This is a genomic window from Alphaproteobacteria bacterium PA2, from assembly GCA_002256425.1.
GTDB lineage: Bacteria > Pseudomonadota > Alphaproteobacteria > Caulobacterales > Caulobacteraceae > Phenylobacterium.
The window spans coordinates 3,144,252-3,170,466 of sequence record NKIZ01000001.1 but is presented as its reverse complement, the minus strand read 5'-3'; the positions used below and the strand labels follow the sequence as shown (position 1 = coordinate 3,170,466).

17 protein-coding genes are annotated in these 26,215 nt (G+C 64.8%); 10 read left to right on the top strand and 7 right to left on the bottom strand.

The features are described 5' to 3' along the window. Positions 1–27: 27 nt before the first annotated feature. Entirely contained in the window at positions 28–1,641 is a 1,614-nt protein-coding gene (locus CFE28_15215; GenBank protein OYU71224.1) for a bifunctional phosphoribosylaminoimidazolecarboxamide formyltransferase/IMP cyclohydrolase, read from the top strand. Here CFE28_15215 and CFE28_15210 read toward each other — a convergent pair. Further along, a complete protein-coding gene (locus CFE28_15210) occupies positions 1,613–1,867 on the bottom strand; it encodes a hypothetical protein (protein OYU71223.1) in 255 nt (84 codons plus the stop codon). The genes CFE28_15215 and CFE28_15210 overlap by 29 nt on opposite strands. Continuing rightward, the gene (locus tag CFE28_15205) at positions 1,867–4,692 is read right to left on the bottom strand and encodes a peptidase M16 (protein OYU71222.1); all 2,826 of its coding nucleotides are present in this window, start codon (positions 4,690–4,692) and stop codon (positions 1,867–1,869) included. Before CFE28_15205 ends, CFE28_15210 begins: the two co-directional genes overlap by 1 nt. Positions 4,693–4,943: 251 nt before the next feature. On the opposite strand from CFE28_15205, the gene CFE28_15200 reads away from it, so the two are divergent. From CFE28_15200 to CFE28_15190, 3 genes are all read left to right on the top strand, one after another. Continuing rightward, the gene (locus CFE28_15200; GenBank protein OYU71221.1) at positions 4,944–6,866 is read left to right on the top strand and encodes a methyl-accepting chemotaxis protein; all 1,923 of its coding nucleotides are present in this window, start codon (positions 4,944–4,946) and stop codon (positions 6,864–6,866) included. A 157-nt stretch (positions 6,867–7,023) separates the two neighbouring features. Next, on the top strand, positions 7,024–9,123 hold the full coding sequence (locus CFE28_15195) for a hypothetical protein (GenBank protein ID OYU71220.1): 2,100 nt from the start codon (positions 7,024–7,026) through the stop codon (positions 9,121–9,123). 127 nt (positions 9,124–9,250) lie between these two features. Then, positions 9,251–11,359, top strand: coding sequence for a methyl-accepting chemotaxis protein (locus CFE28_15190; protein OYU71219.1), 2,109 nt, complete (start codon positions 9,251–9,253; stop codon positions 11,357–11,359). 18 nt (positions 11,360–11,377) lie between these two features. Here CFE28_15190 and CFE28_15185 read toward each other — a convergent pair whose 3' ends face one another. Beyond that, on the bottom strand, positions 11,378–11,989 hold the full coding sequence (locus tag CFE28_15185; GenBank protein ID OYU71744.1) for an alkylated DNA repair dioxygenase: 612 nt from the start codon (positions 11,987–11,989) through the stop codon (positions 11,378–11,380). A 130-nt stretch (positions 11,990–12,119) separates the two neighbouring features. Here CFE28_15185 and CFE28_15180 point away from each other — a divergent pair, with 130 nt between their 5' ends. From CFE28_15180 to CFE28_15155, 6 genes are all read left to right on the top strand, one after another. Next, the gene (locus tag CFE28_15180; protein OYU71743.1) at positions 12,120–12,509 is read left to right on the top strand and encodes a hypothetical protein; all 390 of its coding nucleotides are present in this window, start codon (positions 12,120–12,122) and stop codon (positions 12,507–12,509) included. 179 nt (positions 12,510–12,688) lie between these two features. Then, a complete protein-coding gene (locus CFE28_15175; protein OYU71218.1) occupies positions 12,689–14,593 on the top strand; it encodes a molecular chaperone DnaK in 1,905 nt (634 codons plus the stop codon). Positions 14,594–14,721: 128 nt separating this feature from the next. Continuing rightward, on the top strand, positions 14,722–15,870 hold the full coding sequence (dnaJ, locus tag CFE28_15170) for a molecular chaperone DnaJ (GenBank protein OYU71217.1): 1,149 nt from the start codon (positions 14,722–14,724) through the stop codon (positions 15,868–15,870). Between the two features lie 106 nt (positions 15,871–15,976). Next, complete coding sequence (locus CFE28_15165) at positions 15,977–17,869, top strand: alpha/beta hydrolase (protein OYU71216.1); 1,893 nt, start codon at positions 15,977–15,979, stop codon at positions 17,867–17,869. 86 nt (positions 17,870–17,955) lie between these two features. Then, positions 17,956–20,655, top strand: coding sequence for a DNA mismatch repair protein MutS (locus tag CFE28_15160; GenBank protein OYU71215.1), 2,700 nt, complete (start codon positions 17,956–17,958; stop codon positions 20,653–20,655). Next, a complete protein-coding gene (locus tag CFE28_15155; protein OYU71214.1) occupies positions 20,652–21,248 on the top strand; it encodes a haloacid dehalogenase in 597 nt (198 codons plus the stop codon). The genes CFE28_15160 and CFE28_15155 overlap by 4 nt, the downstream gene beginning before the upstream one ends. On the opposite strand, the gene CFE28_15150 is transcribed toward CFE28_15155, so the two are convergent. From CFE28_15150 to CFE28_15135, 4 genes are read right to left on the bottom strand one after another with little or no spacing between them, the layout of a single operon-like run. Then, complete coding sequence (locus tag CFE28_15150) at positions 21,245–22,492, bottom strand: glutamate carboxypeptidase (protein OYU71213.1); 1,248 nt, start codon at positions 22,490–22,492, stop codon at positions 21,245–21,247. The two genes, CFE28_15155 and CFE28_15150, sit on opposite strands and share 4 nt — an antisense overlap. A 53-nt stretch (positions 22,493–22,545) precedes the next feature. Next, complete coding sequence (locus CFE28_15145) at positions 22,546–24,492, bottom strand: glycosyl transferase (GenBank protein OYU71212.1); 1,947 nt, start codon at positions 24,490–24,492, stop codon at positions 22,546–22,548. A 31-nt stretch (positions 24,493–24,523) separates the two neighbouring features. Beyond that, a complete protein-coding gene (locus tag CFE28_15140; protein OYU71211.1) occupies positions 24,524–25,279 on the bottom strand; it encodes a sugar ABC transporter ATP-binding protein in 756 nt (251 codons plus the stop codon). Then, positions 25,276–26,052, bottom strand: coding sequence for a hypothetical protein (locus CFE28_15135; GenBank protein OYU71210.1), 777 nt, complete (start codon positions 26,050–26,052; stop codon positions 25,276–25,278). Before CFE28_15135 ends, CFE28_15140 begins: the two co-directional genes overlap by 4 nt. Positions 26,053–26,215 lie beyond the last annotated feature (163 nt).

Below are 26,215 nucleotides of genomic sequence, written 5' to 3'. Positions count from 1 at the left end.
CTTCTTTGATCCCGTCAGGAGAACGCCATGCCCGCCGCACCCGATTTCCCCAAGCCAGCCGACCGCGCGCCCATCAAGCGGGCGCTGATTTCCGTCTCTGACAAGACCGGCCTGATCGACGCCGCCCGCGCCCTGGCCAAGGCAGGCGTCGAGCTGGTTTCCACAGGCGGAACCCGGGCGGCCATTGCTGCTGCAGGCCTTGAGGTGCGGGACATATCGGACCTGACCCGGTTTCCGGAAATGATGGATGGCCGGGTGAAGACCCTGCACCCCATCGTGCATGGCGGCCTGCTGGCGGTCCGTGATGCGCCGGAGCATGCCCAGGCCATGGCTGACCACGGGATCGGCGGCATCGATCTGGTCTACGTCAATCTCTATCCATTTGAGGCCACCATCGCAGCCGGCGCCGACTTCGAAACGGCGGTGGAGAATATCGATATCGGCGGGCCGGCCATGATCCGGTCTGCGGCCAAGAATCACGGCTATGTCGCAGTGTGCACCGAGCTGGCAGACCTGCAGGAAGTGATCGCCGAGCTTGAGACGTCGGGAACCACCGGCATTGCCCTGCGCAAACAGCTGGCTGCCCGGGCCTATGCCCGCACGGCTTCCTATGACGCCGCCATTTCCGCCTGGTTCGCCCAGGCGATCTGCGATGTCGCGCCGCGCCGCCGGGCCTTTGCGGGGACCCTGGTCCAGACCATGCGCTATGGGGAAAACCCCCATCAGTCCGCCGCCTTCTACCGCGAGGAAAATCCGCGCACTGGCGTCGCCACCGCCCGCCAGCTGCAGGGCAAGGCGCTGAGCTATAACAATATCGCCGACACAGACGCCGCCATCGAACTGATCGCCGAGTTTGATCCGAAGACGGCGCCGGCTGTGGCCATCATCAAGCACGCCAATCCGTGCGGCGTCGCCCTGGGGTCTGATCTCAAGACCGCCTATGAACGCGCCCTGCAGTGTGACCCGGTCTCGGCCTTTGGCGGGATTGTCGCCGTCAACACGCGCCTCGACGCCGCCGCCGCCCGGGAGATGATCAAGATCTTCACCGAGGTTGTGGTCGCCCCCGAGGCCGACGAGGAAGCCATCGCCCTGTTCGCCAGGAAGAAGGACCTGCGCCTTCTGCTGACCGGCGGCCTGCCGGACCCCCGCTCGGCCGGCGACGTCTTCAAGCAGGTGGCCGGAGGTTTCCTGGTCCAGAGCCGTGACGCCTCGCATCTGACCGCGGCGGACCTGAAGATTGTCACCAAGCGTCAGCCGACGCCGTCAGAAGTCGCCGATATGCTGTTCGCCTTCACTGTGGCCAAGCATGTGAAGTCCAACGCCATCGTCTTCGCAAAGGACGGCCAGACCGCAGGCATTGGCGCTGGCCAGATGAACCGCCGGGATTCAGCTCGCATCGCCGCCATCCGGGCCGGCGAGGCCGCAGAGACCGCCGGTCTTCCGGTCAGCCTGGCCAAGGGATCAGCCTGTGCGTCCGAAGCCTTCTTCCCCTTCGCCGATGGCCTGATCCAGGCAGCCGAAGCGGGGGCTACGGCGGTGATCCAGCCCGGCGGCTCCATCCGCGACGCCGAGGTCATCGCCGCCGCAGACGAGGCCGGCGTGACCATGGCCTTCACTGGGGTGCGGGTGTTCCGCCACTGAGTCCCGTCTTTCGCCACCTGGCGAAGGCGGCCCCTGCCCAGAACAGTTCGATCAGACCAAACGGCCAGGCGCCCTGCAGGAAACCGTAGAGCGCCGAGGCCAGGTTTGCGGCCATGAAGCCCAGGGTCCACCAGTTGCTGCGGGGCTCCATCACATAGCAGAGCAGGCTCGACGACACCGAAGCCAGGCCAAACAACGACAGGGCGTCGAACTGAAAGTCCCCCATTATTTTGCAGCCTTGCGCAGGCTGGGGGCGTCCAGATCCAGATCGGCGGCCGGGATGATTTCGAGATTGTTCGTCCGGGTCTTCAGGTCAGAGGCAAAGGTCTTTGCGTCGCCGGCAATGATGACCGAGACGCTGTCCGGATTCAGATAGGTTCTGAAGAAGGCCTGGACCTGATCAGCGCTCACCGCCTCAACCTTGTCCGCATAGGCGTTCAACTCGTTCAGCGGGATATTGAACAGGGCAAGGTTGCCAAGGATGTCCGCCAGGCCGTCCGTGGTGGCCAGGCTTCTGCCATATCCTCCGACCAGTGAAGACTTGCGGGCCTTCAACTCGTCGGCTGTCGCCGGGGTGGTCATCAGGTCACGCATCTGCTCGCGGATCAGGTCCAGGACCTGTGCGGCGGATTCGTTCTTGGTCTGGGCCGAGGCGCGGAACTGGCCGGTGCTCTGCTGGGCTGCCAGACGGGAAGACGCACCATAGGAGAGGCCCCGCTTGATGCGGATTTCTGAATTCAGGCGGGCCGAATAGCCCCCTCCGAGGACGGTATTGGCGACCAGGCCGGAATAGTAGTCAGGACTGCTGCGGGGAATGCTGGCCTTGGCGACCGTCACCGACGCCTGACCGGTACCCGGAAGATCAATGGCGACAGCCCTCTGACCCGGGTTCGGCGCGATCACCGGTTGCTGTGGCAGGACGCTCTTCGGACGCGCCCAGTTTCCGAAGGCGGACTGGGCCAGGGCGAACCCCTTTTCCGGAGTGATGTCGCCCGTCAGGACCAGGGTGGCGTTGTCGGGCCTGAAATAGGTCTGGTGTATCTTCCGGAGATTTTCCGGCGTGATCTTCTGGAGGGACACCGGGGTCCCGCCTGAGACGTGTCCAAACGGGGTTCCCGCGAACAGGACTGGCGCCGTGGCGAAGCTGGTCAGGGACCCGGGCTCCTGCAGGGAGACCGAAAGGCCGTCCAGGGCCTGGGCCCTTTGGCGGTCCAGCTCTTCCTTTGCGAAGGCAGGGTTTCGCGCCACGTCCGCCATCAGGGGCATGGCCTGGGCCAGCTTGCCGGGCATGACGTTCAGGGTCACTGAGGCCGATTCCTGGCCGCCCCCGGAGCTCAGAACGGCGCCGACCGACTCGGCGGCCTTGGCAATGGCCTGGGCGCTTTGGGTTCGCGTGCCTTCCGTAAGCATGCCGGCCGCAAGATTGGCGGTACCGGCCAGGCCGGCCGGGTCAGCCCAGGCGCCTGCCCGGACGGTCAGGTCCGCAGTCACAAGGGGAAGGTCCGATGATCTGGCGACAATCACTCGAAGTCCATTGGCCAGGGTCTTCTCCACCGGCCTGGGGAGGACGGCGGCTGCCGGCGCAGCGACCTGGGGTGGCGGCGTGCGCTGACCTTCCGGCGCCAGTGCAGTGACCGGGCCATTATAGGCGACAGACGCAACCTTCGGGGCGGGCGGATCCTGGTCCGTCGCATCCTTTGGCCTGGCGTCCTCGGCCTGATAGCGGATGGTCATGCGCCGGTCGTCGGCGAGGTACTTGCGCGCCACCTTCTGGATGTCGGCGGCGGTCACGGCCTGCAGGGCGGCGAGGGCGCTGTTGGCCTGACTGGCGTCGCCCTCAGTCAGGAAGGCATAGCCCAGGGCGAAGGCCCTGCCATCAATGGTTTCCCGCTCGCGCAGTTTGCCCGACACCAGCTCTGCCTTGGCTTCTGACAGTTCGGCTGCGGAGGGCGGGGCGTCGCGCAGACGCTTGATCTGGGCCAGCAGGGCCTTCTCACCCTCAGCCACCGTGTGGCCGGAGGCCATGATCGAACCGACCATGAACATGCCCGGCTGCTGTGGCAGGTCGGCGGTGGAAAAGATCTGGGCCGAGATCTGCTGCTCATAGACCAGGCTGTCATAGAGCCGCGATGACTTGCCCGAGGACAGAATGGCGTCCAGGACCCGCAGGGCCGGGGCGTCAGGATCCGCCGCCTTCGCGCCCAGCCAGGTGATGGCGACCGCTGGCAGGGGCACATTCGGTCCGTATCCGTCATAGACTAATGGGCCGGTCCGCGCAGGTTCGGCGGTTGTGACCCGCGCAAGCGGGACCTCAGGGTTCTTCAGGGGGGCGAGATACCTGTCGACCCAGGCCTGAAGCTGGGCTTCGTCAAAGTTTCCGACCACAATCAGGGCGGCGTTGTCCGGTCGGTAATAGGCGTGGTGGAAGGCCCTGACATCATCAAGGGTCGCCGCATCAAGTTCTTCGATCGAGCCAATTCCCGGCCGCTTGTAGGGGTGAAGCTTGTAGGTCGCCTTGGGCAGGTAAAGGGCGAACAGACGGCCATAGGGGTCAGCCAGAACCCGCTGGCGCAGCTCTTCCTTCACCACATCCCGCTCGGACTTGAAGTTGGCTTCGTCCACCACCAGCGAGCCCAGGCGCTGGGCTTCAACCCACAGCAGGCGCTCCAGGTGGTTGGCCGGAACCACCTCGTAGTAGTTGGTGAAATCATCCCAGGTCGAAGCATTGTTGAAGCCGCCCACATCCTCGGTGAAGCGATCCATGCTCTCGGCGGGCAGATCGCGCGTCGCCTTGAACATCATGTGCTCGAACAGGTGGGCGAAGCCGGACCGACCGACCGGATCGTCCTTGGATCCAACGCCATACCAGACCTGGATGGTCACATTGGGTGTCGACGCATCCCGGGAGGCAAAGACCTTCATGCCATTGGGCAGGGTCCGCTGTGAAAACTGGATGGGCGGAATCCTGTCCGGCGCCGCCGGCGCAGAGTGGGCCACGGAGCCGACAAGTGAGAGGCCAAGGGCAGCGGCGGCGATTCGGGCGACGAGCATTCCGGCAATTCCTGATCTGGTTTGCGGTCAGCCTAGCATGCAACCACCCGGGCTCTGCAAACCCCGTTCAAGGGCATGTTTTCGGCGTCAGGGCCCGATATGCGGTAAATAAGCACCGCGGTCAGCCTGACTATGGTTGGCATGACCTAACCATTTTGACTTTTGTGCGAATTTGGCCGGGGTGTTAAGCCGTTGTTAGGTCGGCGGGGCGGAAGGGTAGGGTCATACATCCCACGTCTTCGAGGCTGCTAATGTCGTTCCGGATTGCACAGGCCACCAAGTGGTTCGGGTATTTTCTCGTCGCCGCCATATTGATCCTCTGCGCGATTTCCTACGCAGCCATGGATCAGGTGCGGATTGGCAGCACGTCCTATCAGAGCATATCGGACTCGAAAGACCTGGTTGCGGACATCTTGCCCCCGCCCCTCTACCTGGTCGAGGCAGACCTTGCAGCCCAGCTCATCGTCGCCCATCCGGAAGCGGAGCTTACTGAAGCCAGCGCGAAGCTTGCCCAGCTCCACAAGGATTACGAGACCCGCCTGGCTTTCTGGAAGGAAACCAAGCCTCCGGCCGAAATTGCGACCCTTCTCTTCGGGGCGTCCAATGACGCCGCCCAGAAATTCTGGACCACTGTCGAAACCAAGCTTCTTCCCGCAGCCCGGGCTGGCGATACCGCAGCCATCGCCGCCGCTGGTGCAGAAATCGACGCCGCCTACCTGGCCCACCGCAAGGCGGTGGATGAAATGGTTCCCCTGCTGGCCGCAAACGTCGATGAGCAACTGGCCGAATCGAAGCAGGCGGTTCTTTACAGCCGCATCCTGCTGATCGGCGCAGGCGTGCTGATCAGTGTCATCGCCTATCTGGGTCTGCAGGTTCTGAAGGGCCGGATCGTGGTTCCGATCCAGGGTATCTCCAAGTACATGGGCGAGCTGGCCTCCGGCGACTACAACAAGAAGGTTCCCTACTTCGATCGCGACGACGAAGTGGGCGACATGGCCCGCTCGGTGGAAGTCTTCCGGGTCAGCGCCGTGGAACGCCAGGACCAGCGCAAGGAACAGGACGCCCTGCGTGAATCGGCCGAGGCCGATCGCCGCCGCCACGAGCGTGAGCTGGAGCAGGCCGATCAGATCCGCACCGAAGTTGTCCGCCAGCTGGCCGACGGCCTCTCGCAGATCGCGAACGGACACCTGACGATCCGCCTGCAGGAATCCTTCCCGCAGGAGTACGAGCAGCTCCGCGCCGACTTCAACGACGCTGTCGAGGCCCTCGACAATCTGATCGCCAATATCGGCATGTCCACCGCCGGCGTTGACAGCGGAGCGACCGAAATCGCCCACGCCGCAGACGACCTGGCCCGCCGCACCGAGCAGCAGGCCGCCTCACTGGAAGAGACGGCCGCCGCCCTCGACCAGCTGACAGCGACGGTTCGTCAGACGGCCACCGGCGCCCAGGAAGCCCGCCAGTTCGTGGCGGAAGCCCGGGCCGGCGCCCACAAGTCCGGCGAAGTCGTCAGCCAGGCCGTGGAAGCCATGGGCGAGATCGAATCCTCGTCCAAGCAGATCACCCAGATCATCGGCGTCATTGACGAAATCGCCTTCCAGACCAACCTGCTGGCCCTCAACGCCGGTGTTGAAGCCGCCCGTGCCGGCGACGCCGGTCGCGGCTTCGCGGTGGTCGCCTCGGAAGTCCGGGCCCTGGCCCAGCGCTCGGCCGACGCCGCCAAGGAGATCAAGGGCCTGATCCAGGCTTCTGAACGCCACGTCGGCAACGGCGTGAACCACGTCAGTGAAACCGGCAAGGCGCTCAGCGTGATCGTTGAGCAGGTCTCGCGGATCGACTCCCTGATCACCGACATGGCCGGCTCGGCCCAGGAGCAGGCTTCAGCCCTTGGCGAGGTGAACATCGCGGTCAATCACATGGACCAGATGACCCAGCAGAACGCCGCCATGGTGGAAGAGACCACGGCTGCAGCCCACACCATGCGCAGCAATGCCAACGAACTCTCCGCCCAGATCGGCGGGTTCCGCACCAGCAGCATGGGCCCGGTCAGTCGCAAGCCCTCTGGCCAGGCTTCCCACCATAATGAGGCCCGTTCTGAGCCTCGCGCCGCAGCGCCCCGCACCATGGGCGCCCTGGCCCTCAAGGAAGACGTGGACGGCTGGGAAGAATTCTAGTCCCTGACCTGAACGATCCAGGACAGTAACAGGATCAGGCGGGCGCTTTCGGGCCCCGCCTTTTTCTTTGCCTGACGATGAAGCTGGCCCCGTTAAACTGACGTTAGGCCGAAACAGCGTCTGAGTTCCCGGTTATCTGTCGCCCGAGGCTTCGATCATGAACGTCCGCCTTTCCCAGGCCGCCCTGTCCCTGGGGATTTTCCTGTTCATCGGCAACTTCATCCTGGCCATTACCTTCTATTTCTCGACGGAACAGACCCGGGTCGGGGGGACGGCCTATCGCGAGATATCAGCGCTGAAGGACCTGCGGGCAGATGTCCTGCCGCCGCCGCTCTACCTGGTGGACGCCCACAACGCCGTTCTGGAAGTCCAGGCCCGACCATCCCGTGTCGCCAACCTGCAGGCCGACCTTGAACGTCTGCATGAAGACTATGACCAGCGGCTCGCCTTCTGGAAGACCCAGAACCCCCCAGAGGATCTCTCCAGGGTGATGTTTGGCGCCTCTGATCAGGCCGCCAGGCAGTTCTGGTCGATAACCGAGTCCAAGCTTTTGCCAGCCGCCAGGGCCGGTGACACCCAGGCCATGCTGGCCGCCGGAGATGAGATCGAGATCGCCTATTCGGCCCACCGCAAGGCGATTGATGAGCTGGTCCCCCTGATCTCTGCAGCTCGGGACAGGGCTGAGTCAGGGACCCTGGCAGAGCTGAACGCCAGCCGGACATTGATGCGATCCATGCTGTTGGCCATGACCCTGGTGTCCATGGCCGCCCTCTGGCTGCTGTTCAGGCGGGTCATCAGGCCCATTCAGGGCATATCGGCCTATACGGAAAACCTGGCCGCCGGGAATTTCCAGATCAAGGTCCCGTATCTTGGCCGACACGATGAGGTTGGCGAGATCGCCAAGTCGCTGGAAGGATTCCGGCTGGGAGCCATTGAACGTCAGGCCCAACGCCGCGAACAGGAAGAACTGCGTGAGACCGCGGCGCGGGAGCGGGAAGCCTATGAGGCCATGACCCATGAGGCCGATGAGGTCCGACGCTCCGTGGTGGCCAAACTGGCGCGCGGCCTGGCCAACCTCTCCAAGGGTGGTGTCGGCGCGCGGCTGGATGAGGTCTTTCACGGCGAATATGAACAGCTGCGCCTGGACTTCAATTCAGCGGTCGACGCTCTCGAGGCCCTGGCTTTTGAGCAGAAGATCCACGAGGAATCCCTTGAGGCTGCTGATCGTCTGCGCTCCGATGTGGTCAGGAAACTGGCCCAGGGCCTGGCCGAGGTCGCTGCAGGCCGGCTGACCGTACGTCTGGTTGAATCCTTCCCGTCCGAATTCGAACAATTGCGCCGTGACTTCAACGCGGCTGTAGAAGCCCTCGACAGCCTGCTTTCCACTATCGGCGACTCTACCCGGAACGTGGATCGGGCCGCCCACGACATCGCCGTAGCGGCCGACGAACTGGCCCGCCGCACAGAACAGCAGGCCGCCTCCCTGGGGCAGACCTCCACCGCCTTCGAGGAGCTGACGGCGACGGTCAGCCAGACCTCCAATGTGGCCCAGGAGGCTCGCCAGTTCGTGGCAGAGACCAAGGAGGGCGCCAACAAGTCCGGCGCCGTTGTGCGGCAGGCCATCGCGGCCATGGGCGAGATCGAGGCTTCGTCCAAACAGATCAGCCAGATCATCGGCGTCATTGATGAAATCGCCTTCCAGACCAATCTTCTGGCCCTCAACGCCGGAGTCGAAGCCGCCAGGGCAGGCGAGGCCGGCCGCGGCTTCGCCGTGGTTGCATCCGAAGTGCGGGCCCTCGCCCAGCGATCGGCCGGCGCCGCAAGGGAGATCAAGGATCTGATCACCACCTCCGAGGGCCAGGTGGGCAATGGCGTGAACCATGTGAACCAGACCGGCCGGGCCCTGACCGAGATCGTGACCCAGGTCACGCGCATTGACGCCCTTATCACCAACATTGCAGCCTCGGCCCAGGGCCAGGCGACATCGCTCAACCAGGTCAGTGTCGCCGTCAGCCACATGGATCAGGCGACACAGCAGAACGCCGGCATGGTCGAAAAGACCACAGTGTCCGCCCATGCCATGCGTCAGGACGCCCACGCCCTCGCCGAGCAGATCGCCGGCTTCTCCACCAGCCGACCGGGCCGCCAGGGCGCCAATCCGAGCCAGCCCAAGGATCTGCAGGACTTTGCATCCCGGCCAAGAACCCAGGGCGCCCTGGCGTTGAAGGAAGATGCGAACGCCTGGGGCGACTTCTAGGCCGATGGGTGTGGCGAAACGCCGCGCACAACTCAAGCCTGTGGATACCGCATTTTACGGGTGATTAATGAAATCAGTCCCACCTAGCACGCTCAGGCGCGTTGCGTTTCCCAGGGACTGAATTCTGATGATGAAGTCGATTAAGTCGAAGGTCTTGATTGCCGGCGCGGCAATGCTGGTGCTCAGCGCCATTACCGGCGGCTGCGGCGTCTACGCGGCGCAGCAGCTCTCAGGTGAAATGGCGACGTCCGCCAGGGTCTCGAGCCTTCTGCGAAATCACATGGAAGCCGACATGATGCACGACGCCATGCGTGGCGATGTGCTGTCCTCCCTGCTGGCCAGCAATCCGGCGATGGGAATCGACCTCGCGGAAATCAAGGCGGACGCGGCTGACCACGCCCAGACCTTCCGGGCTTCCGTGCGGGCCGGGGAGGCCCTCGCCGATGAGGACCTGGAAGTCACCCTTCACGCCCTTGACCAGCCCATTGAAGACTACGCCAAGGCGACCGATGACATGGTCACCCTTGCGGGCTCCGACCCGGCCGCCGCCGTCGCCGCCCTGCCGAAGTTCATCGACAAGTTCCATGATCTTGAAGGCCTGATGAGCAACGCCTCCGACAAGATCGAGGCGCGCGTCGCCGAAGAGACCAAGAAGGCCAATGCCATTGCGGCCACGGCGCAGACTATCATGGTTTCAGCCCTGGTCATCAGCCTGCTGGGCGTCGGCCTGATGCTGACCGCCGCCACAAAGGTCCTGGTGGCGCCCCTGGTTCGCCTGACCGAAATCATGACCCGGCTCGCTTCAGGTGACGCCTCGGTCAAGATCCCCTTCACGGACCGTCCCGATGAAATGGGCGAGATGGCCAAGTCCGTCGAGGTCTTCAGGGTGAATGAAGAGGATCGCCGCGCACGTAACAAGGAACAGGCCGCCCTGCGCGAAGCCGCGGAACAGGAGCGGCAGAAGCATGAATCCGAGATGCAGGTCGCCGAGGCCGAGCGCAATGAGGTCATCCAGCAGCTGGCGGATGGCCTGTCCCATGTGGCCGCCGGCCGCAATGACGTGCGACTTCCCAACGCCTTCCCGCAGGAATACGAAAAGCTGCGTCAGGACTTCAACGCCGCGGTCGCCGCCCTCCAGAAGCTGGACGCCGAGCACAAGCAGCATGAAAAGTCCCTGGTGGCCGCTGATGAAATCCGCGGCGATGTGGTGCGCAAGCTGGCCGAAAGCCTGTCGGCCGTTGCAGGCGGCCATCTGACGGTCCGTCTGCCCGATCCCTTCCCGTCCGAATATGAACAGCTCCGTCAGGACTTCAACGCCGCAGTTGAGGCCCTCGACAGCCTGCTCTCCACCATCGCCGTCTCGACGGTCAGCGTCGACGCCGGCGCCAGTGACATCGCCAAGGCCGCCGACGACCTTGCCCAGCGTACCGAGCAGCAGTCAGCCTCTCTCGGCCAGACAGCTGCAGCCTTTGATGAGTTGACCGCCACCGTGCGTCAGACCTCACTGGTCGCCCAGGAGGCCCGCCAGTTCGTGGCGGAGGCCAAGGAAGGCGCGCACAAGTCCGGCGAGGTAGTCGGTCAGGCGGTCAACGCCATGGGCGAGATCGAGTCCTCGTCCAAGCAGATCACCCAGATCATCGGCGTCATCGACGAAATCGCCTTCCAGACCAATCTGCTGGCCCTCAACGCCGGTGTTGAAGCCGCCCGGGCCGGCGACGCCGGTCGCGGCTTCGCGGTGGTCGCCTCGGAAGTGCGGGCCCTGGCCCAGCGCTCGGCCGACGCCGCCAAGGAGATCAAGGGCCTGATCCAGGCCTCTGAGCGCCACGTCGGCAACGGCGTGAACCACGTCAGTGAAACCGGCAAGGCCCTGGCGGTCATTGTCGATCAGGTTTCCCGCATCGATGCGCTGATCACCGACATTGCAGCCTCCGCCCAGGAACAGTCCGCCGCCCTCAGCCAGGTCAATATCGCGGTCAACCACATGGACCAGGCGACCCAGGAGAACGCCGGCATGGTGGAAAAGACCACGGCCTCGGCGCACTCCATGCGCAACAACGCCAACCAGCTCCGCGAGCAGATTGGCGGTTTCAGGATCAGCAACGCGCCCCAGCAGGCCGGCCAGACGCGGCAGGAAAAGGCTCCAGCCATCCGGGAGCCCGCATATCCCGCCACGCAGACCCGGACCATGGGCGCCCTGGCCCTCAAGAGTGACATTGATAACTGGGAAGAATTCTAGACCCGGACAGGTCACAGATCAGGCTGGTCTGGCCCGCCTCAGGGTCAAGTTCAGCCTCCCACCTCCCGGCCAGACCCGGGAGGACCCCGTCAGGATCCGGTCCACGCCGTGAAAGGCAAGCCGGGCCTGACCATCCAGCACACAGACATCGCCCGATGCGAGCCTCAGGGATCGCGTCGGGTCTGATCTTTTCTGGCCCCCGATCCTGAACATGGCCGTGTCCCCCAGGGACACTGAGACCACCGGGAAGCGGAAATCAGCTTCGTCCTTGTCCTGATGAAGTCCCATACGGGCGTCGGGGCCATAGACATTCACCAGACAGGCGTCTGGCCCTGTCACCGGGTCTCCCAGGTCGGTCCAGAGGTCCAGGAGGATACGGGGAATGTCCGGCCATGGATCTCCCGTGACCGGATGGCGATCCTGATAGCGATAGCCCGAGGCGTCCGTGCACCAGCCCAGGGCGCCGAGATTGGTCATTTCAACACTCATCGGCCGGCCGCCAGGGGTCACAGGGCGATAAAGGGGCGACCGCACCAGAAGCGCCTGGATTTCAGCGACAAGGGCGGCCTGCGCCCCGGGTGTGAGCCGCTGTGGAAAAATCCGGAATCCGTCGCTCGCTGAAAGGCTCATGGTCAGCCATATTATGCACATGAACCAGGCCCTGCGCATGTCTCCTGGCGCAATCCGGACATTGACCCCCGGGGAGCGCGACCTCGCCCGGGAGGTGTTTGGCGAAAGCCTGGACGCAGGCAAGGTTGCCATCTTCGCCCTGCCGGTCTGGAACCGCGCCTTTGTGACGGGCGCCCGCCTCATCTTCTGGCCAGCCGCCAGCGCCTGCCGGGACTTTTCCACGGCATCCCTGCATCTGCGGAGCGTGTTCGTCCATGAGCTGACCCATGTCTGGCAGGCGCAGTCGGGGGTAAACCTGATTCTCGCCAAGCTGCGGGCCGGCGACGGACACAGGGCCTATGCCTATGATCTCAGCGCCCCTTGTGAATTTGCCGGCCTGAATATCGAGCAGCAGGCCATGATTGTGCAGCACGCCTTTCTGGCCCACCATGGGGCGGAAACGCCCTTTGAAACCCGTGTTTATTCAGAGGTCCTGGCGACTTGGCCTGGATCAAATTTTACAAATCCACACCAGGTTTAGGGGCATTTCCCCTTGCGGCGGCCGCCATCAGCCCCATATCGCGACTCGACGGCGGGCGGCTCACAGGCTAACCGCCCGAGACCCTGATCGAACCGGGGGTCATGACGAGAAATGGAGCGCTTGATTTCAAGGCTCTGCAACGCGTGGCCCGCCTCAATGGAGCGAATAGAGACTCAATCATGAGCAAAATTATTGGCATCGACCTCGGCACGACGAATTCGTGCGTCGCCATCATGGACGGCAAGACGCCCAAGGTGATTGAAAACGCTGAGGGCGTTCGGACGACGCCGTCGGTTGTGGCCTTCCTGGAAGACGGCGAACGTCTCGTGGGCCAGCCCGCCAAGCGGCAGGCCGTCACCAATCCCGCCAACACCCTGTTCGCGATCAAGCGCCTGATCGGCCGCAATGCGAATGACCCGCTGGTCGAGAAGGACCGCGGCATGGTGCCCTACGACATCGTCAAGGGTCCCAATGGCGACGCCTGGGTCAAGGCCCAGGGCAAGGACTATTCGCCCCAGCAGGTTTCAGCCTTCATCCTGCAGAAGATGAAGGAAGCCGCCGAGCAGCACCTCGGCGAAAAGGTCGAGAAGGCCGTCATCACGGTTCCCGCCTATTTCAATGACGCCCAGCGTCAGGCCACCAAGGACGCCGGCAAGATCGCCGGTCTCGAAGTCCTGCGGATCATCAATGAGCCGACTGCCGCGGCCCTGGCCTATGGCCTGGACAAGAACGACGGCAAGAAGATCGCGGTCTATGACCTGGGTGGCGGCACCTTCGACGTCTCCATCCTGGAAATCGGCGACGGCGTCTTCGAAGTGAAGTCGACCAATGGCGACACCTTCCTGGGCGGTGAAGACTTCGACATGCGCGTCGTGGAATTCCTGGCCGAAGAGTTCAAGAAGGAAACCGGCGTCGATCTGCGGAATGACAAGCTGGCCCTGCAGCGCCTCAAGGAAGAGGGCGAGAAGGCCAAGAAGGAACTGTCCTTCACCACCACCTATGAAGTGAACCTGCCCTTCATCTCGATGAACGCCTCGGGCCCGCTTCACCTGAACATCAAGATCTCCCGCGCCAAGCTGGAATCCCTGGTGGAAGACCTGGTCAACAAGACCATCGGCCCCTGCGAGCAGGCGCTGAAGGATGCGGGCCTCAAGAAGTCCGACATTGATGAGGTCATCCTGGTCGGCGGCATGACCCGCATGCCCAAGGTCGTGGAGATCGTGAAGGCCTTCTTCGGCCGCGAGCCCCACACCGGCGTGAACCCCGATGAAGTCGTGGCCCTGGGCGCCGCCGTTCAGGCCGGCGTTCTGCAGGGCGACGTTAAGGACGTCCTGCTTCTGGACGTGACGCCTCTGACACTGGGCATCGAAACCCTGGGCGGCGTCTTCACCCCCCTGATCGAGCGCAACACCACAATTCCGACCAAGCGCTCCCAGACCTTCTCCACCGCCGATGACAACCAGTCGGCCGTGACCATCCGGGTCTTCCAGGGTGAGCGTCCCATGGCGCATGACAACAAGATCCTGGGTCAGTTCGATCTGGTCGGCATTCCGCCGGCGCCGCGCGGCGTGCCCCAGGTCGAGGTCACCTTCGACATCGACGCCAACGGCATCGTCAATGTGTCGGCCCGGGACAAGGCCACGGCCAAGGAGCAGTCGATCCGCATCCAGGCCAATGGCGGTCTGTCTGACGCCGACATCGAGGCCATGGTCCGTGAAGCCGAGGCCAACAAGGCTGACGATGAGAAGCGCAAGGCCGTGGTCGAGGCCAAGAACCATGGCGAAGCCCTGGTCCATTCCACCGAAAAGGCCATGGCCGACCATGGCGACAAGGTCGGTCAGGCCGAGAAGGATGCGATCACCGCCGCCATCGCCGATCTGAAGTCGGCCCTGGAAGGTGATGACGCCGAGTCCATCGCCGCCAAGACCCAGACCCTGGCCCAGGCTTCCATGAAGCTGGGTGAAGCCATGTACGCCGCCCAGCAAGGCGGCGGCGAAGGCGACGGCGCTGATGTCGGCGCCGATGATGTGGTCGACGCCGAGTTCGAAGAAGTCAGCGGCGACGACGAAAAGAAGTCGGCCTAAGGGCTTTCAGGCCGCGACAGGATCACCCTGTCGCGGCCGATTTCATACGCCCGGACCAAGTCCGTGGTTGTGGCGGCGTTGAAAGACCCCCACCTTCAATTCCGAATTCCTCAGAGACCTGATCTTCAATGCGGGACTATTACGAAATCCTGGGTGTGGGGCGCGACGTCGATGACGCAGCGCTGAAATCCGCCTTTCGCAAGCTCGCCATGGAGCACCACCCGGACCGCAATGCGGGCAATCCGGACTCTGAAGCCAAGTTCAAGGAAATCAACGAAGCCTATTCCATCCTTTCCGACGCCCAGAAGCGTGCGGCCTATGACCGGTTCGGCCATGCCGGGGTCAATGGTCAGGGCGGCGGCCAGGGCGCTGGCGGCTTTGGCGATGTGAACGACATCTTCTCCGAGGTCTTTGGCGATGTGTTCGGCGACATGTTCGGCGGACGCCAGAGGCGCAGCGGCCCGGCCCGCGGCCAGGACCTGCGCTACGATCTCGAGATCAGCCTGGAACAGGCCTATGCCGGTTCAGAGGTCGAGATTGTGGTCCCGGCCTCCATGACCTGTGAAAGCTGCGAAGGGTCCGGCGCCAAACCCGGCACCAGTCCGACCGTCTGCGGAACCTGCGGCGGCGCCGGACGGGTCCGCGCCAGCCAGGGCTTCTTCTCCATCGAGCGCGCCTGTCCACGCTGCGGCGGCGCGGGCCGGGTCATTGCCGACCCCTGCACCACCTGCCGCGGCCATGGGCAGGTACGCAAGGAGCGCACCCTGCAGGTCCGCATTCCGGCCGGCGTCGATGACGGAGCCCGGATCCGCCTGGCGGGCGAGGGCGACGCGGGCGCACGGGGCGGCCCCAGGGGCGATCTCTACATCTTCCTGTCTGTCCGGCCTCATGAACTGTTCGACCGTGATGGTCTGGACCTGCTCTGCACCGTACCCGTGCCGATGACCGTCGCGGTCCTCGGAGGCGAGATTGACGCCCCCTGCCTGATGGGGGGCGAGAACTGCGACGGCGAATGCAAGATCGCCGTCAAGGTTCCTGAAGGCGCCCAGACGGGCAAGACCGTCCGCCTGAAGGGCAAGGGCATGCCTTCCCTCCGGTCCCGGGAGCGCGGCGATCTGGTGGTTGAGCTCTTCGTGGAAACCCCGGCCAAGCTGAACGCCCAGCAGAAGGCCCTGATGCGGGAATTCGCCGAACTCTGCGGCGACCAGCAGCATCCGAAATCGGCCAATTTCCTCGGCAAGGCCAAACGGTTCTGGGAAGACGTCACCGGGGTCTGATCCCGGCGCGCGGCGGAGATTTTTCCCGCGAACTTCCCAGGCGGTTGGCTATAGTCCGGCCAGGATCAGCGCCCTGCATCGGGCGCGATGTGTGGGAGGATTGTCCATGTCTCTTAAGGCTCTGGCCCTGGCGGGCAGTCTCGCCATCGCGACACCGGCTCTGGCTGCGGATTATTCCAAGAGCCTCGTGCCCGGCTATTCCGACGTCACCGCGGAATACATCCAGATCCCTGGATATGCCGCCCCCAGTACGCCAAAGGGCCTGAACACCGCCACCTTCCTGCGTCTGCGGGCTGCTGCGGATGGCGACGCCCCCAAGGCCGCCAATGCGGTCATTGTCGGCCTTCCCGGATTCTCATCCACCCCTGCCCACTGGCTCTTCCTGGCCAGCCAGCTGGTCCACAAGGCGCAGGCCCGCGACTGTGAGGGCAAGCCATGCCGGGTCGAGGTCTGGGTCCTGCAAAGGCGCGGCGCCAATCTGGCGGAGACCACAGCCCTGACCGCGGCCCGCAAGGCCCGCGATCCCAAGGTCGCCCTGGACTATTACCTCGGCCCCGACGCCCAGAGGCCCTCGACGATTCAGGGCGCCCCCGGCCAGGTGGGAACCGCCACCGAGATGGCCAAATGGAAGGCCCTGACCCCGAACGACCTCAGCTTCATGGCCGACTGGGACTTCCAGACCTATGCCGGCGATGTTGATCAGATCATCGGCCTGATTTCCCAGAAGACCGGCAATCGCAACATCTTCCTGGCCGGACACAGTCAGGGCGGCGGCTTTGTCTCCAACTATGCGGCCCGGCAGCAGGCCGACGGCAAGCGGGCTGTCTCCAAACTGGCCGGCCTCGTGTTTCTGGACGGTGGACCCTCGGCCGGAAACCAGCCTGCGCCAACGGCTGCTGATCTGGACGGCTATTTCGCCCATGTGAAGGATCTGCGGACCGGCAAGGTCCCGGTCTATACCGACGCCTCTGGCTTGCTGGGCGCCGTGGCCGGCCCCAATGCGGCGGTCAGCCAGTCGGTGACGGGGATCTATTATGCCTTTGTCGACCCCAAGGCGGAGTCCATCTTTCCCCTGCGGGTCCAGGGCATGCCTGACATGCCCGGAAGCGGATTCCTGAAGGCCATCCGCACCACCTGGCTGGCCCGGGCCGGAACCAGCTTTGACACCGATCCGGTGCCTGGCGGCGGCGTCCAGATGCCGGTCCTGCAGTTTCTGGGGCAGGGCATGGGCTATCTGGATTTCAAGCCGGTCCCCGGAACCGAGGACAAGTGCGACCTGACGCCACCTGCGCCCATGGCTGGCCCCATGCGGGCCATGGCGCCGCCGCCGCCAAAGTGCGCGCCATCGGCCGCCATGGTCGATCCGAACAAGGTCTATGACTGGGTCGAGGGCGGTGGAAACGGCGGATCGTCCATTGACGGGGGCAAGGCGAAGCTCTGGATGGAGAGCCAGGGCTTCGCGCCTGCAAGGTCCAATATCCGTCCGGTGAAGGTGGTGTTCAGCCAATCGGGCGAGCGGGTCATCGACGCCTCGGACATGGTGGCGTCCAACTGGTACGCTTCCGAGCGGTGGGATTATGACGCCAACTTTGTCGGCCGCTACAAGGTGCTGAAAGTCGATCGTGACGGCGTGAAGCTGGATCTGGACAAGAGCGCCATCGCCAATGTCCCGGTCTATGTGGCGCGCCAGGGCTTCACCCAGGGGACCGGCGGCAATCCCTTCCCGGGGGTCAGCGACTATACCGAGATCAACAAGACCGGGACCTGGCAGACTGAAGCCGCAAGGGCGGTGACCCCCTTCGACCCGAAGATCAACGTAGCCATCCTGCGCCATACCGACTTTGTCTCGGCCGATGATTCGACCCCGGACAAGGGACGGCCAGGGGATGCCGGCAACTCCGCCGTCGCCAACACCCTGATCGACTGGGTCCTGAAGCGGTCCAAAGGGGTGGCGACCACGCCGACACCCAGGGCCCTTGGGGTCGTCACGCGCTACTAGGAGCGACTTGCCCACAGGCCTGAGCCCCTCCCGCTGCTTGCGGGGGGTGGCGCCCTGCTGTGGGGGCGTTAACCTGTTTCCTGACCATGACCGCCCACGATCCTTCCCTGACCACGGCAGCGGCCGACTCCGCCGGCGCCACGCCGGTGATGGCCCAGTTCTTTGAGGCCAAGTCCCGGCAGCCTGACGCCCTGGTCTTCTTCCGGATGGGCGACTTCTACGAACTGTTTTTCGAGGACGCCCAGAAGGCGTCCGTCGCCCTTGGCATAACCCTGACTGCCCGCGGCAATCACGGCGGGGCGCCCATCCCCATGTGCGGCGTGCCGGTCCATGCGGCCGAGGCCTATCTGGCCAAGCTGATCCGGGCGGGGTTCAAGGTCGCCGTCTGCGAGCAGATGGAAAACCCGGCTGAAGCCCGCAAGCGGGGCTCCAAGTCCATTGTCCGGCGGGATGTCACCCGGGTGGTGACACCGGGCACCCTGACCGAGGACGGCCTGCTGGACGCCCGGGGCGCCAACCGTCTGGCCGCCGTCGCCTGGCGGGCCGGGTCCGCTGCCGTCGCCAGTGTCGAGCTCTCTACTGGAGAGGTCGAGGTCTGGGCCGTAGCCAGGGAGAGTCTGGGCTCGGCCCTGGCGGCTCTTGGTCCCTCAGAAATCCTGGTCCCTGACCGGTTGTTCGCCGACGACGGCCTGAACACCCTGCTGCGGTCGGTGGGCGGGCTTGTCCAGCCCATGCCCTCAGCCCTGGCCGAACCCGGCGCCGCAGAGGCCCGCCTGAAACGGTTGTATGGGGTCGATACCCTGGACGGCTTTGGCCAGTTTTCCGGGGCCGAGGTTTCAGCCCTTGGCCTGATCGCCGCCCACCTTGAAACCACCCAGGCCGGCAAGACCCCGGCCCTGAGCGCGCCCCGCCGCTCGGGCGAGGCCGATGTCATGGCCATCGACCCGGCCACCCGCACCAGCCTGGAAATCGAGCGCAGCCTGTCCGGCGCGCGGGAAGGCTCATTGCTGGCCGCCATCGACCGGACCATGACAGCGCCGGGCGCCCGGCTGCTGGCGGCGAGGCTGGCCCGGCCCCTGCTGGATCCGGCGGCCATCGACGCCCGGCTGGATTCCGTCGCCTGGTTCCTGGAGCAGCGCCCCTTGCGCGCCGACCTGCGTGACGCCCTCAAGGGTCTTGGCGACATGGCCCGGGCCCTGTCCCGGCTGGCTCTTGGCCGGGGCGGCCCCAGGGACCTTGCGGGTCTGCGCAGCGGCCTTTCCGTCGGCCAGACGATCTGCGCCCAGTTTGCCCGGCCCAGGGGCCCGCTGACGGCTGCGCCGCCGCAGGAGATCACGACAGCCCTGGAGGCGCTGGACGCCGCCAGACACCCTGCCCTGGCGGATTTCAAGGCGGTTTTGGATGCAGGTCTGGGGCAGGACCTTCCCCTCCAGGCGCGGGACGGCGGCTTTGTCGCCGGCGGTGTCCGCGCCGAGCTGGATCAGGCCCGCGCCCTGCGTGATGACAGCCGCCGGGTCATACTGGGTCTCGAGGCCCAGCTGGTGGCTGACAGCGGGGTGGCCCTGAAGATCCGCCACAACGCTGTGCTGGGCTATTTCGTCGAGACCACGGCCAAGGCGGCCGAGCCCCTGATGAGCGCGCCGCTCAACGCCACCTTCATCCATCGCCAGACCCTGGCCAACCAGGTGCGGTTCACCACGGTGGAACTGGCCGAGCTGGACGCGAAGATCGCCCAGGCCGCCGAGCGGGCCCTGGCCATGGAAGCCGCCATATTCGAGGCCTGGCGTGAGGCCGCCATCGCCGTGGCTGACCAGATCCAGGCTGCGGCCCAGGCGGCCGCCACCCTGGACGTGGCCTCGGCCCTGGCTGAGTGGGCGCAGGACGCCGGCGCCTGCCGTCCGGTCCTGGATGGCTCCACAGCCTTTGAGGCTGTCGGCGCCCGCCACCCGGTGGTGGAGGCGGCCGTCAGGCGCAATGGCGACGCCTTCACCCCCAATGACTGCCGCCTTGATGGGCAGGGCATCGCCGGGGCCCGACTGGCCATAGTCACCGGCCCGAACATGGCGGGTAAGTCGACCTTCCTGCGCCAGAACGCCCTGCTGGCCATCCTTGCCCAGGCGGGCTGCTTCGTGCCGGCGGTCAGCTTCCGTCTGGGGGTTGTCGACCGTCTGTTCAGCCGGGTCGGCGCCGGAGATGATCTGGCCCGGGGCCGGTCGACCTTCATGGCCGAAATGGTGGAGACCGCCGCCATCCTGGCCCAGGCGACGCCGCGCTCACTGGTCATTCTGGACGAAATCGGCAGGGGCACGGCCACCTATGACGGCCTGGCCATTGCCTGGGCCTGCGCCGAGGCCCTTCACGAAACCAACCGCAGCCGGGGATTGTTCGCCACCCACTATCATGAGCTTGCGGTCCTTGAGGACCGGCTCGCCTATGTGACCAACCTGTCCCTCAAGGCCAAGGAATGGAACGGCGACCTGATCTTCCTGCATGAGGCCGGTCCCGGTCCGGCGGACCGGTCCTACGGGGTCCAGGTGGCCAAGCTTGCCGGAGTTCCGCCGGCCGTGGTGGCCCGGGCGCGGGAGGTTCTGGACCGGCTGGAGCGCGAAGCCGGCGCCCCCGCCCATCTTGAAGACCTGCCGCTGTTTTCCGGCGCCGCGCCAGCTGCACCAGGGCGCACCGGGCCCAGTCCGGTTGAAGTGGCCCTGGCCGACCTCGACCCGGACGGCATGAGCCCCCGGGAGGCCATGGCGGCGCTCTACCGACTTAAGGGTCTCGCCACGTGACCCAGAAGATCCTGATGGTGGATGTGGACGGCGTCATCGTCCATCCGGTTCATCAGGGTGGCTGGGCGGCCCAGATCGAGGCTGATCTCGGGATCACTAGGGCTGACCTGCAGGCGAATCTCTTCGTCCCACACTGGCCATCCATCATTCATGGGCGAGCAGACCTGCAGGGGGTGCTGGACGATGTACTTCACCAGATCGCGCCCCATCTGAACGCCAGGGTGCTGATGGACTACTGGTTCCGGAACGACGGGCGGCTGGACGAGGCCCTGCTTGAGGATCTGGCGACTCTGCGGAGCCAGGGGGTGGCCCTGCATCTCGCCACCGTCCAGGAACACCATCGCGCCGGTTATCTGTGGAACACTCTTGGCCTGAACGCCCGGTTCGACGCCATGCACTATGCTGCCGATCTTGGCGCCGCCAAGCCTGACCTCGCCTTCTTCCGGGCCATTGAGGCGAGGACCGGCAGGCTGTCACAGGATCACTTCCTGCTGGACGACCGGCAGGACAATGTGGACGGGGCCCTGGCGGCCGGATGGTCGGCCGCCCTCTGGGATGGCAGCCGGCCTCTGGCCGAGGTCTTCGTTCCCTAATTGGCCTTGGGCGGCCTTGCGCTGAGCTCCATGATCAGCTTGGTCAGCAGGTACAGCCGCGGCGTGACGGACTTCAGGTCAATCCACTCCTTGTCTGTGTGGAAGTCGCCGCCCACCGGACCCAGGCCATCCAGCGTCGGTGTGCCGGCTTCATGGGCCAGGGCGGATTCCGAAGCGCCGCCATTGCCGCCGGTGCCGAGGGTCAGTCCGATTCCGGCGTAGATGGCCTTGGCGCGCTCCGCCAGGGCGTCGGTCATGGGGTTGTTGGGCAGGGGCGGGAAGGACGTTTCCCGGGTTACGGTCACCTTGGTGTCGGGAATGATTGTGGTCTTCGATGACTCGCGCAGGAGGTTCTCGACCCGATCCAGATCCGCCTTCTGGCGGACGCGGACATTGATCTGCGCCCGGGCATCTTCGGGGATGATGTTGTAACGGCTGCCGGCCTGAAGAATGGTCAGGTTGGCCGTCAGGCCTTCTCCGGAGTGTGGCAGGGTGTCGACCACGGCCAGTTGATGGATCAGTTCTACGGCGGCGTTGCGGCCATCCTGCGGGGCGACGCCTGCGTGGGCAGGGCGACCCTTGACGTCAATGTCCATTGTGGCGCTGCCCTTGCGCCACACCGTCACCAGGTCGGGGGCGTCGCCGGGTTCGAGGTTGAGCTCCACATCGTGCGACTTGACCAGCCGGTCGATCAGGGCCCGGGTCCCGGGCGATCCACGCTCCTCGCTGGATTCGATCAGGAAGGTCAGGGTGCCAAAACCCTTGAAGCCCTGGTCCTTCAGGATCTGCAGGGCTGTGATCGCCTGAATCACCCCGCCCTTTTCATCCCCGACGCCCGGGCCGGTGATCCGGTCGCCATCCTGCTTGAACGACCAGTTTGCGACGGTGCCAGGACCAAAGACCGTGTCGATATGGCCGATCAGCAATATGCGGGTCTTGCCGGTCCCCTTGAGGGTCGCCACCAGGTTTTCCGGCAGGCCGGGGGCCTCGGCGGGTACGACCTCAATGGCGGCGCCCAGGGCCTTCAGCTTCGGGATCAGGATGGCGGCGACCTTGCGACCGCCTTCCACGTCGCCCGTCCCGGAGTCGATATTGACCACGGATTTCAGCAGTTCCAGCTGGGCTGGGCGGGCGGCCTCTGCGGCGGCCCAGATCCTGGCGTCCTTCTTCGGCGCCGGTGCGGCCTGGGCCGTGGTCGCCAGAAGTCCAAGTGCTGCAATCCAAGCCAGCTTCGCCCGCGCCATCTTCTTCACTCCGGTTTTCGGAGGGGGACCATGGCCGACACTTACGCCGCAGTCTAGGGACGCTTCCAGGGCCTGAGGCGCTGCACCGGCGTCGCCAGCCGATAGTCCACATGGCGCTTGTCGAAGTTGGGGCCGTAGAAGGGATCATTGTCGAGAACCGGACCCCAGCGGCGGCGCATATAGGCGATCTCGTTGCGGAAACGGCCAATGACCTCGGGCTCCAGATCAGAGCCACGGGAAGCCGATTCCAGGTGGTACAAGGTGGCCCGTGGCGTCCAGATCAGCTGGTAGCCCAGGGCGCCGATCCTGAGGCACAGGTCCACGTCGTTGAAGGCGACGGCCAGGTTGGTCTCATCAAAACCGCCGGCCTTCAGGAAGACATCCTTGCGCACCGCCATGCAGGCGGCGGTCACGGCCGAAACGTTCCGCGCCAGCCTGAGATGGTTGAAATAGCTCTTCGAAATCGAGCGGGCCCCGGCATAGAGGTGTCCAGCGACAGCATCCTCGCCCTCCAGTCCCCCGACTCCGAGGACAACGCCGCCGTGCTGCACCCGTCCATCTGAATAGAGAAGACCCGCCCCGACGGCGCCAACCTCGGGCCTGACGGCCTGGGCGATCATCTCGCCCAGCCAGTTTGGCTCGATCACGGCCACATCATTGTTCAGGAACAGCAGGGTCTCGCCCCTGGCATGACCGACGGCCATGTTGTTGATCGCTGAATAATTGAACGGTCCCGGCGCCGGAATGACGCGGACACGCTTGTCCCGGGCCAGTCGCTTGAGCAGGGCATGGGTCTCGGGCTCGACACTGTCATTGTCGATGATGATGACTTCAAGGGGTCGGTATCTGGTCTGTTTCAGAACGCCCTGCACACACTGCTTCAGCAGTTCGGCCCGGTCGCGGGTCGGGATCAGGACCGACACCAGGGGGGCGGGCGACGGCAGGGGGCGTTTGACGCTGAGATAGGCCGGCGCATTGGTCAGGGGGGCGACGCTCGCGCCCTTGACGCCGGTGCGTTCCAGATGCTCGGTCACCGCCTTGCGGGCGGCCTCCAGGCACTGGTCCAGAGCCGACTCCGAGAATGACTTCGCCGCCGTTCTCTGGCGCCAGTGGTAGAGGATGGCGGGGATATGACGGATCCTGTCGGCCGGCACGCCCTCGGCGATGCGCAGGGCCAGGTCATAATCCTGGCTGCCTTCAAATCCCAGACGGGCGCCGCCGAGGTGCAGGACACGCTCCCGCCGGGCGACGCACAGGTGCTTGACCATGTTCTGCCCGAGCAGGAGTTCGGGGTTCCAGCCGGTCTTGAAGTGGGGATCGAACCGGCGGCCGGTCTCGTCGATCTTGTCCTCATCGGAATAGATCAATTCCACAGTAGGGTCGGCCAGGATCTCGGCGGCGACCTCATAGAGGGCGTGGGGCGGCAGGATGTCGTCATGGTCCATGAAGGCGACAAAGTCGCCGGTAGCCAGGCTCAGGGCCGAATTGGTGGCGGCGCTGATGTGACCATTGGTCCTGCGACGGAGAATCCTGATCCGCGGGTCCTGCGCCGCCTGATCCTGCAATATCGCCCAGGTCTCTTCACCGGGAGACGCATCGTCGGCGATGCAGAGCTGCCAGTGCGGATAAAGCTGGGCCCTGACCGAGGCGATGGCGGCGATCAGGAATTCCGGCGTTGTGGCGTAGACCGGCATGATCACCGAAATCTGTGGCGGCGCTGCTATGGCGGCCACGCGTTCGGCAATTTCCCGACGATCCGCTTCGCTCAGGGTGTCATTGTCCTGGATCCAGCGGTCATACTCATAGGCTGTCAGATAGTGTTCTTCGAGAACCGCCTGGATGAAGACCGCCGCCATCCGGTAGCGTGAGGCGCGAACGGCCAGCGCATGCATGGGGCGGTGCAGCCAGGGGCGTTTGCGGATGGAGGCGAGCAGGCTGACGGCCACAGGCCGGATGTGCTGCCACAGGCGTTCCTTCAGCGGCACATTCTTCTGGTGCAAGCGAGCATTCCGTTGATGACCCGCGACGCCGTCAGGTCTGAGCGAGAAGCTGGTCCAGATTCTTGATGCTCGTGACCGGCGAAGCGACGCCGCCTTCCATACGCATGACCTTGTTGCAGTACAACCGGATCAAATCCATGTCGTGGGACGCCAGGACCAGAATACCGGCCCGTTCCACAAGGCTGAGCAGCCGCTGGTGGGCAATCTTCTGGAATTCGGCGTCGCCGACCGCGATCCATTCGTCCATCAGCAGGACGTCGGCGTCTACGGCTGTAGCAACTGCGAAGGCCAGGCGGGCCGCCATGCCTGCGGAATAGGTCTTGAGCGGCATGGCCAGGAAGGGACCCAGGCCGGTGAACCGGCCGATCTCTTCCATCTTGGCGTCGATTTCCTTTGTGGTCAGGCCGGCGATCCGGCCACGCAGGCGGATGTTCTCGAGGCCGGTCGCAGAAGGGTCAATGCCAAGGCTGAGATCCAGCAGGGGGGCAATGCGGCCCTTGACCTCGATCTGGCCCTCATCGGGTTCGTAGGCGCCAGACAGGGCCCGGAGCAGGGTGGTCTTGCCTGAGCCATTGTGGCCGATCAGGCCCAGGCGGTCGCCGGCCTTGAGGGTCATGGACAGGCCGCTGATGGCGGTGACTTCTGCTGTGCCGTGGTGGGCGCTGCTCAGCCGTCCGCCGATCGCCACCCGGGCCAGATGTTTCTTCAGGGACTTTGCGTCGACTCCGTAGACCGGGAAACGCAGGGTGAGGTCCTTGACCGTAATGGAGACCGGAGGCGCCTTCATAGGTAATGCACAATCCGGCGACGGGTGAGGGCGAACAGGGAGAAGGTGACGCCCCAGCCGATCACCGCCATCACCACCAGGACGACATAGGTATGCATTGCCGGCTGGGCGCCAAGCAGGGGCCCGCGGATCGCATCCAGCATGTGGAAAAAGGGATTGTAGATCAGGACCAGCTTCAACATCGGGCTGTTGAAATCCGGCTTCCAGAAGACCGGGGTCATGAACATGGAAAACTGCATGACCGAGGTCACGATCTGCGGGATGTCGCGGAAACGCGCCGAGGAAATGGCGACGGCCAGGCTCAGCCAGGAGACATTGAGCAGGGTCAGGGCCAGGCCGGCGATCGCCAGGGGCAGGTTCATGGTCCGCCAGTAGCCGAACCAGATCAGGACGGCGACGATGATGATCAGGTGATGCAGCAGGGTCACCAGATTGCGCAGCAGGGTGCGCCAGACAAAGGTGAACATGGGCAGGGAGGTCTGGCTGAGCATGCCCGAGGCGTGGACGAAGGTCTCACAGCCCTCGATGATGACCAGGGAGATCATGCCCCAGAACACAATGCCCAGGGCGACAAAGGGCATGGTCTCCTGCAGGGAGATGTGCTGCAGCTCGGAATAGAGAAAGCCGATCCCCAGAACCATGAAAGCCATGGACAGGGTGATCCAGAACGGCCCGAGAATGGAGCCGCGATAGCGGGAAATCACATCATGCGACGCCAGGGACCAGGCCAGACCCAGCTTGGGCACGGAGGCCCTCAGGTCGGCGTAAGCCATGGCGAATTCATGTAAGCTTCCACGGCCTAGAGCGGGGGGAGCCCGGCGACAACCGAGGACGGCGCCCGACGGGTTTCCAATTCCACGCCGGACCCAAGCCGTTCGCCAAGAATCGGGGTCTTGTCATTCAACTGTCACAGGACTGGGGCGTGGTTGACCCCAG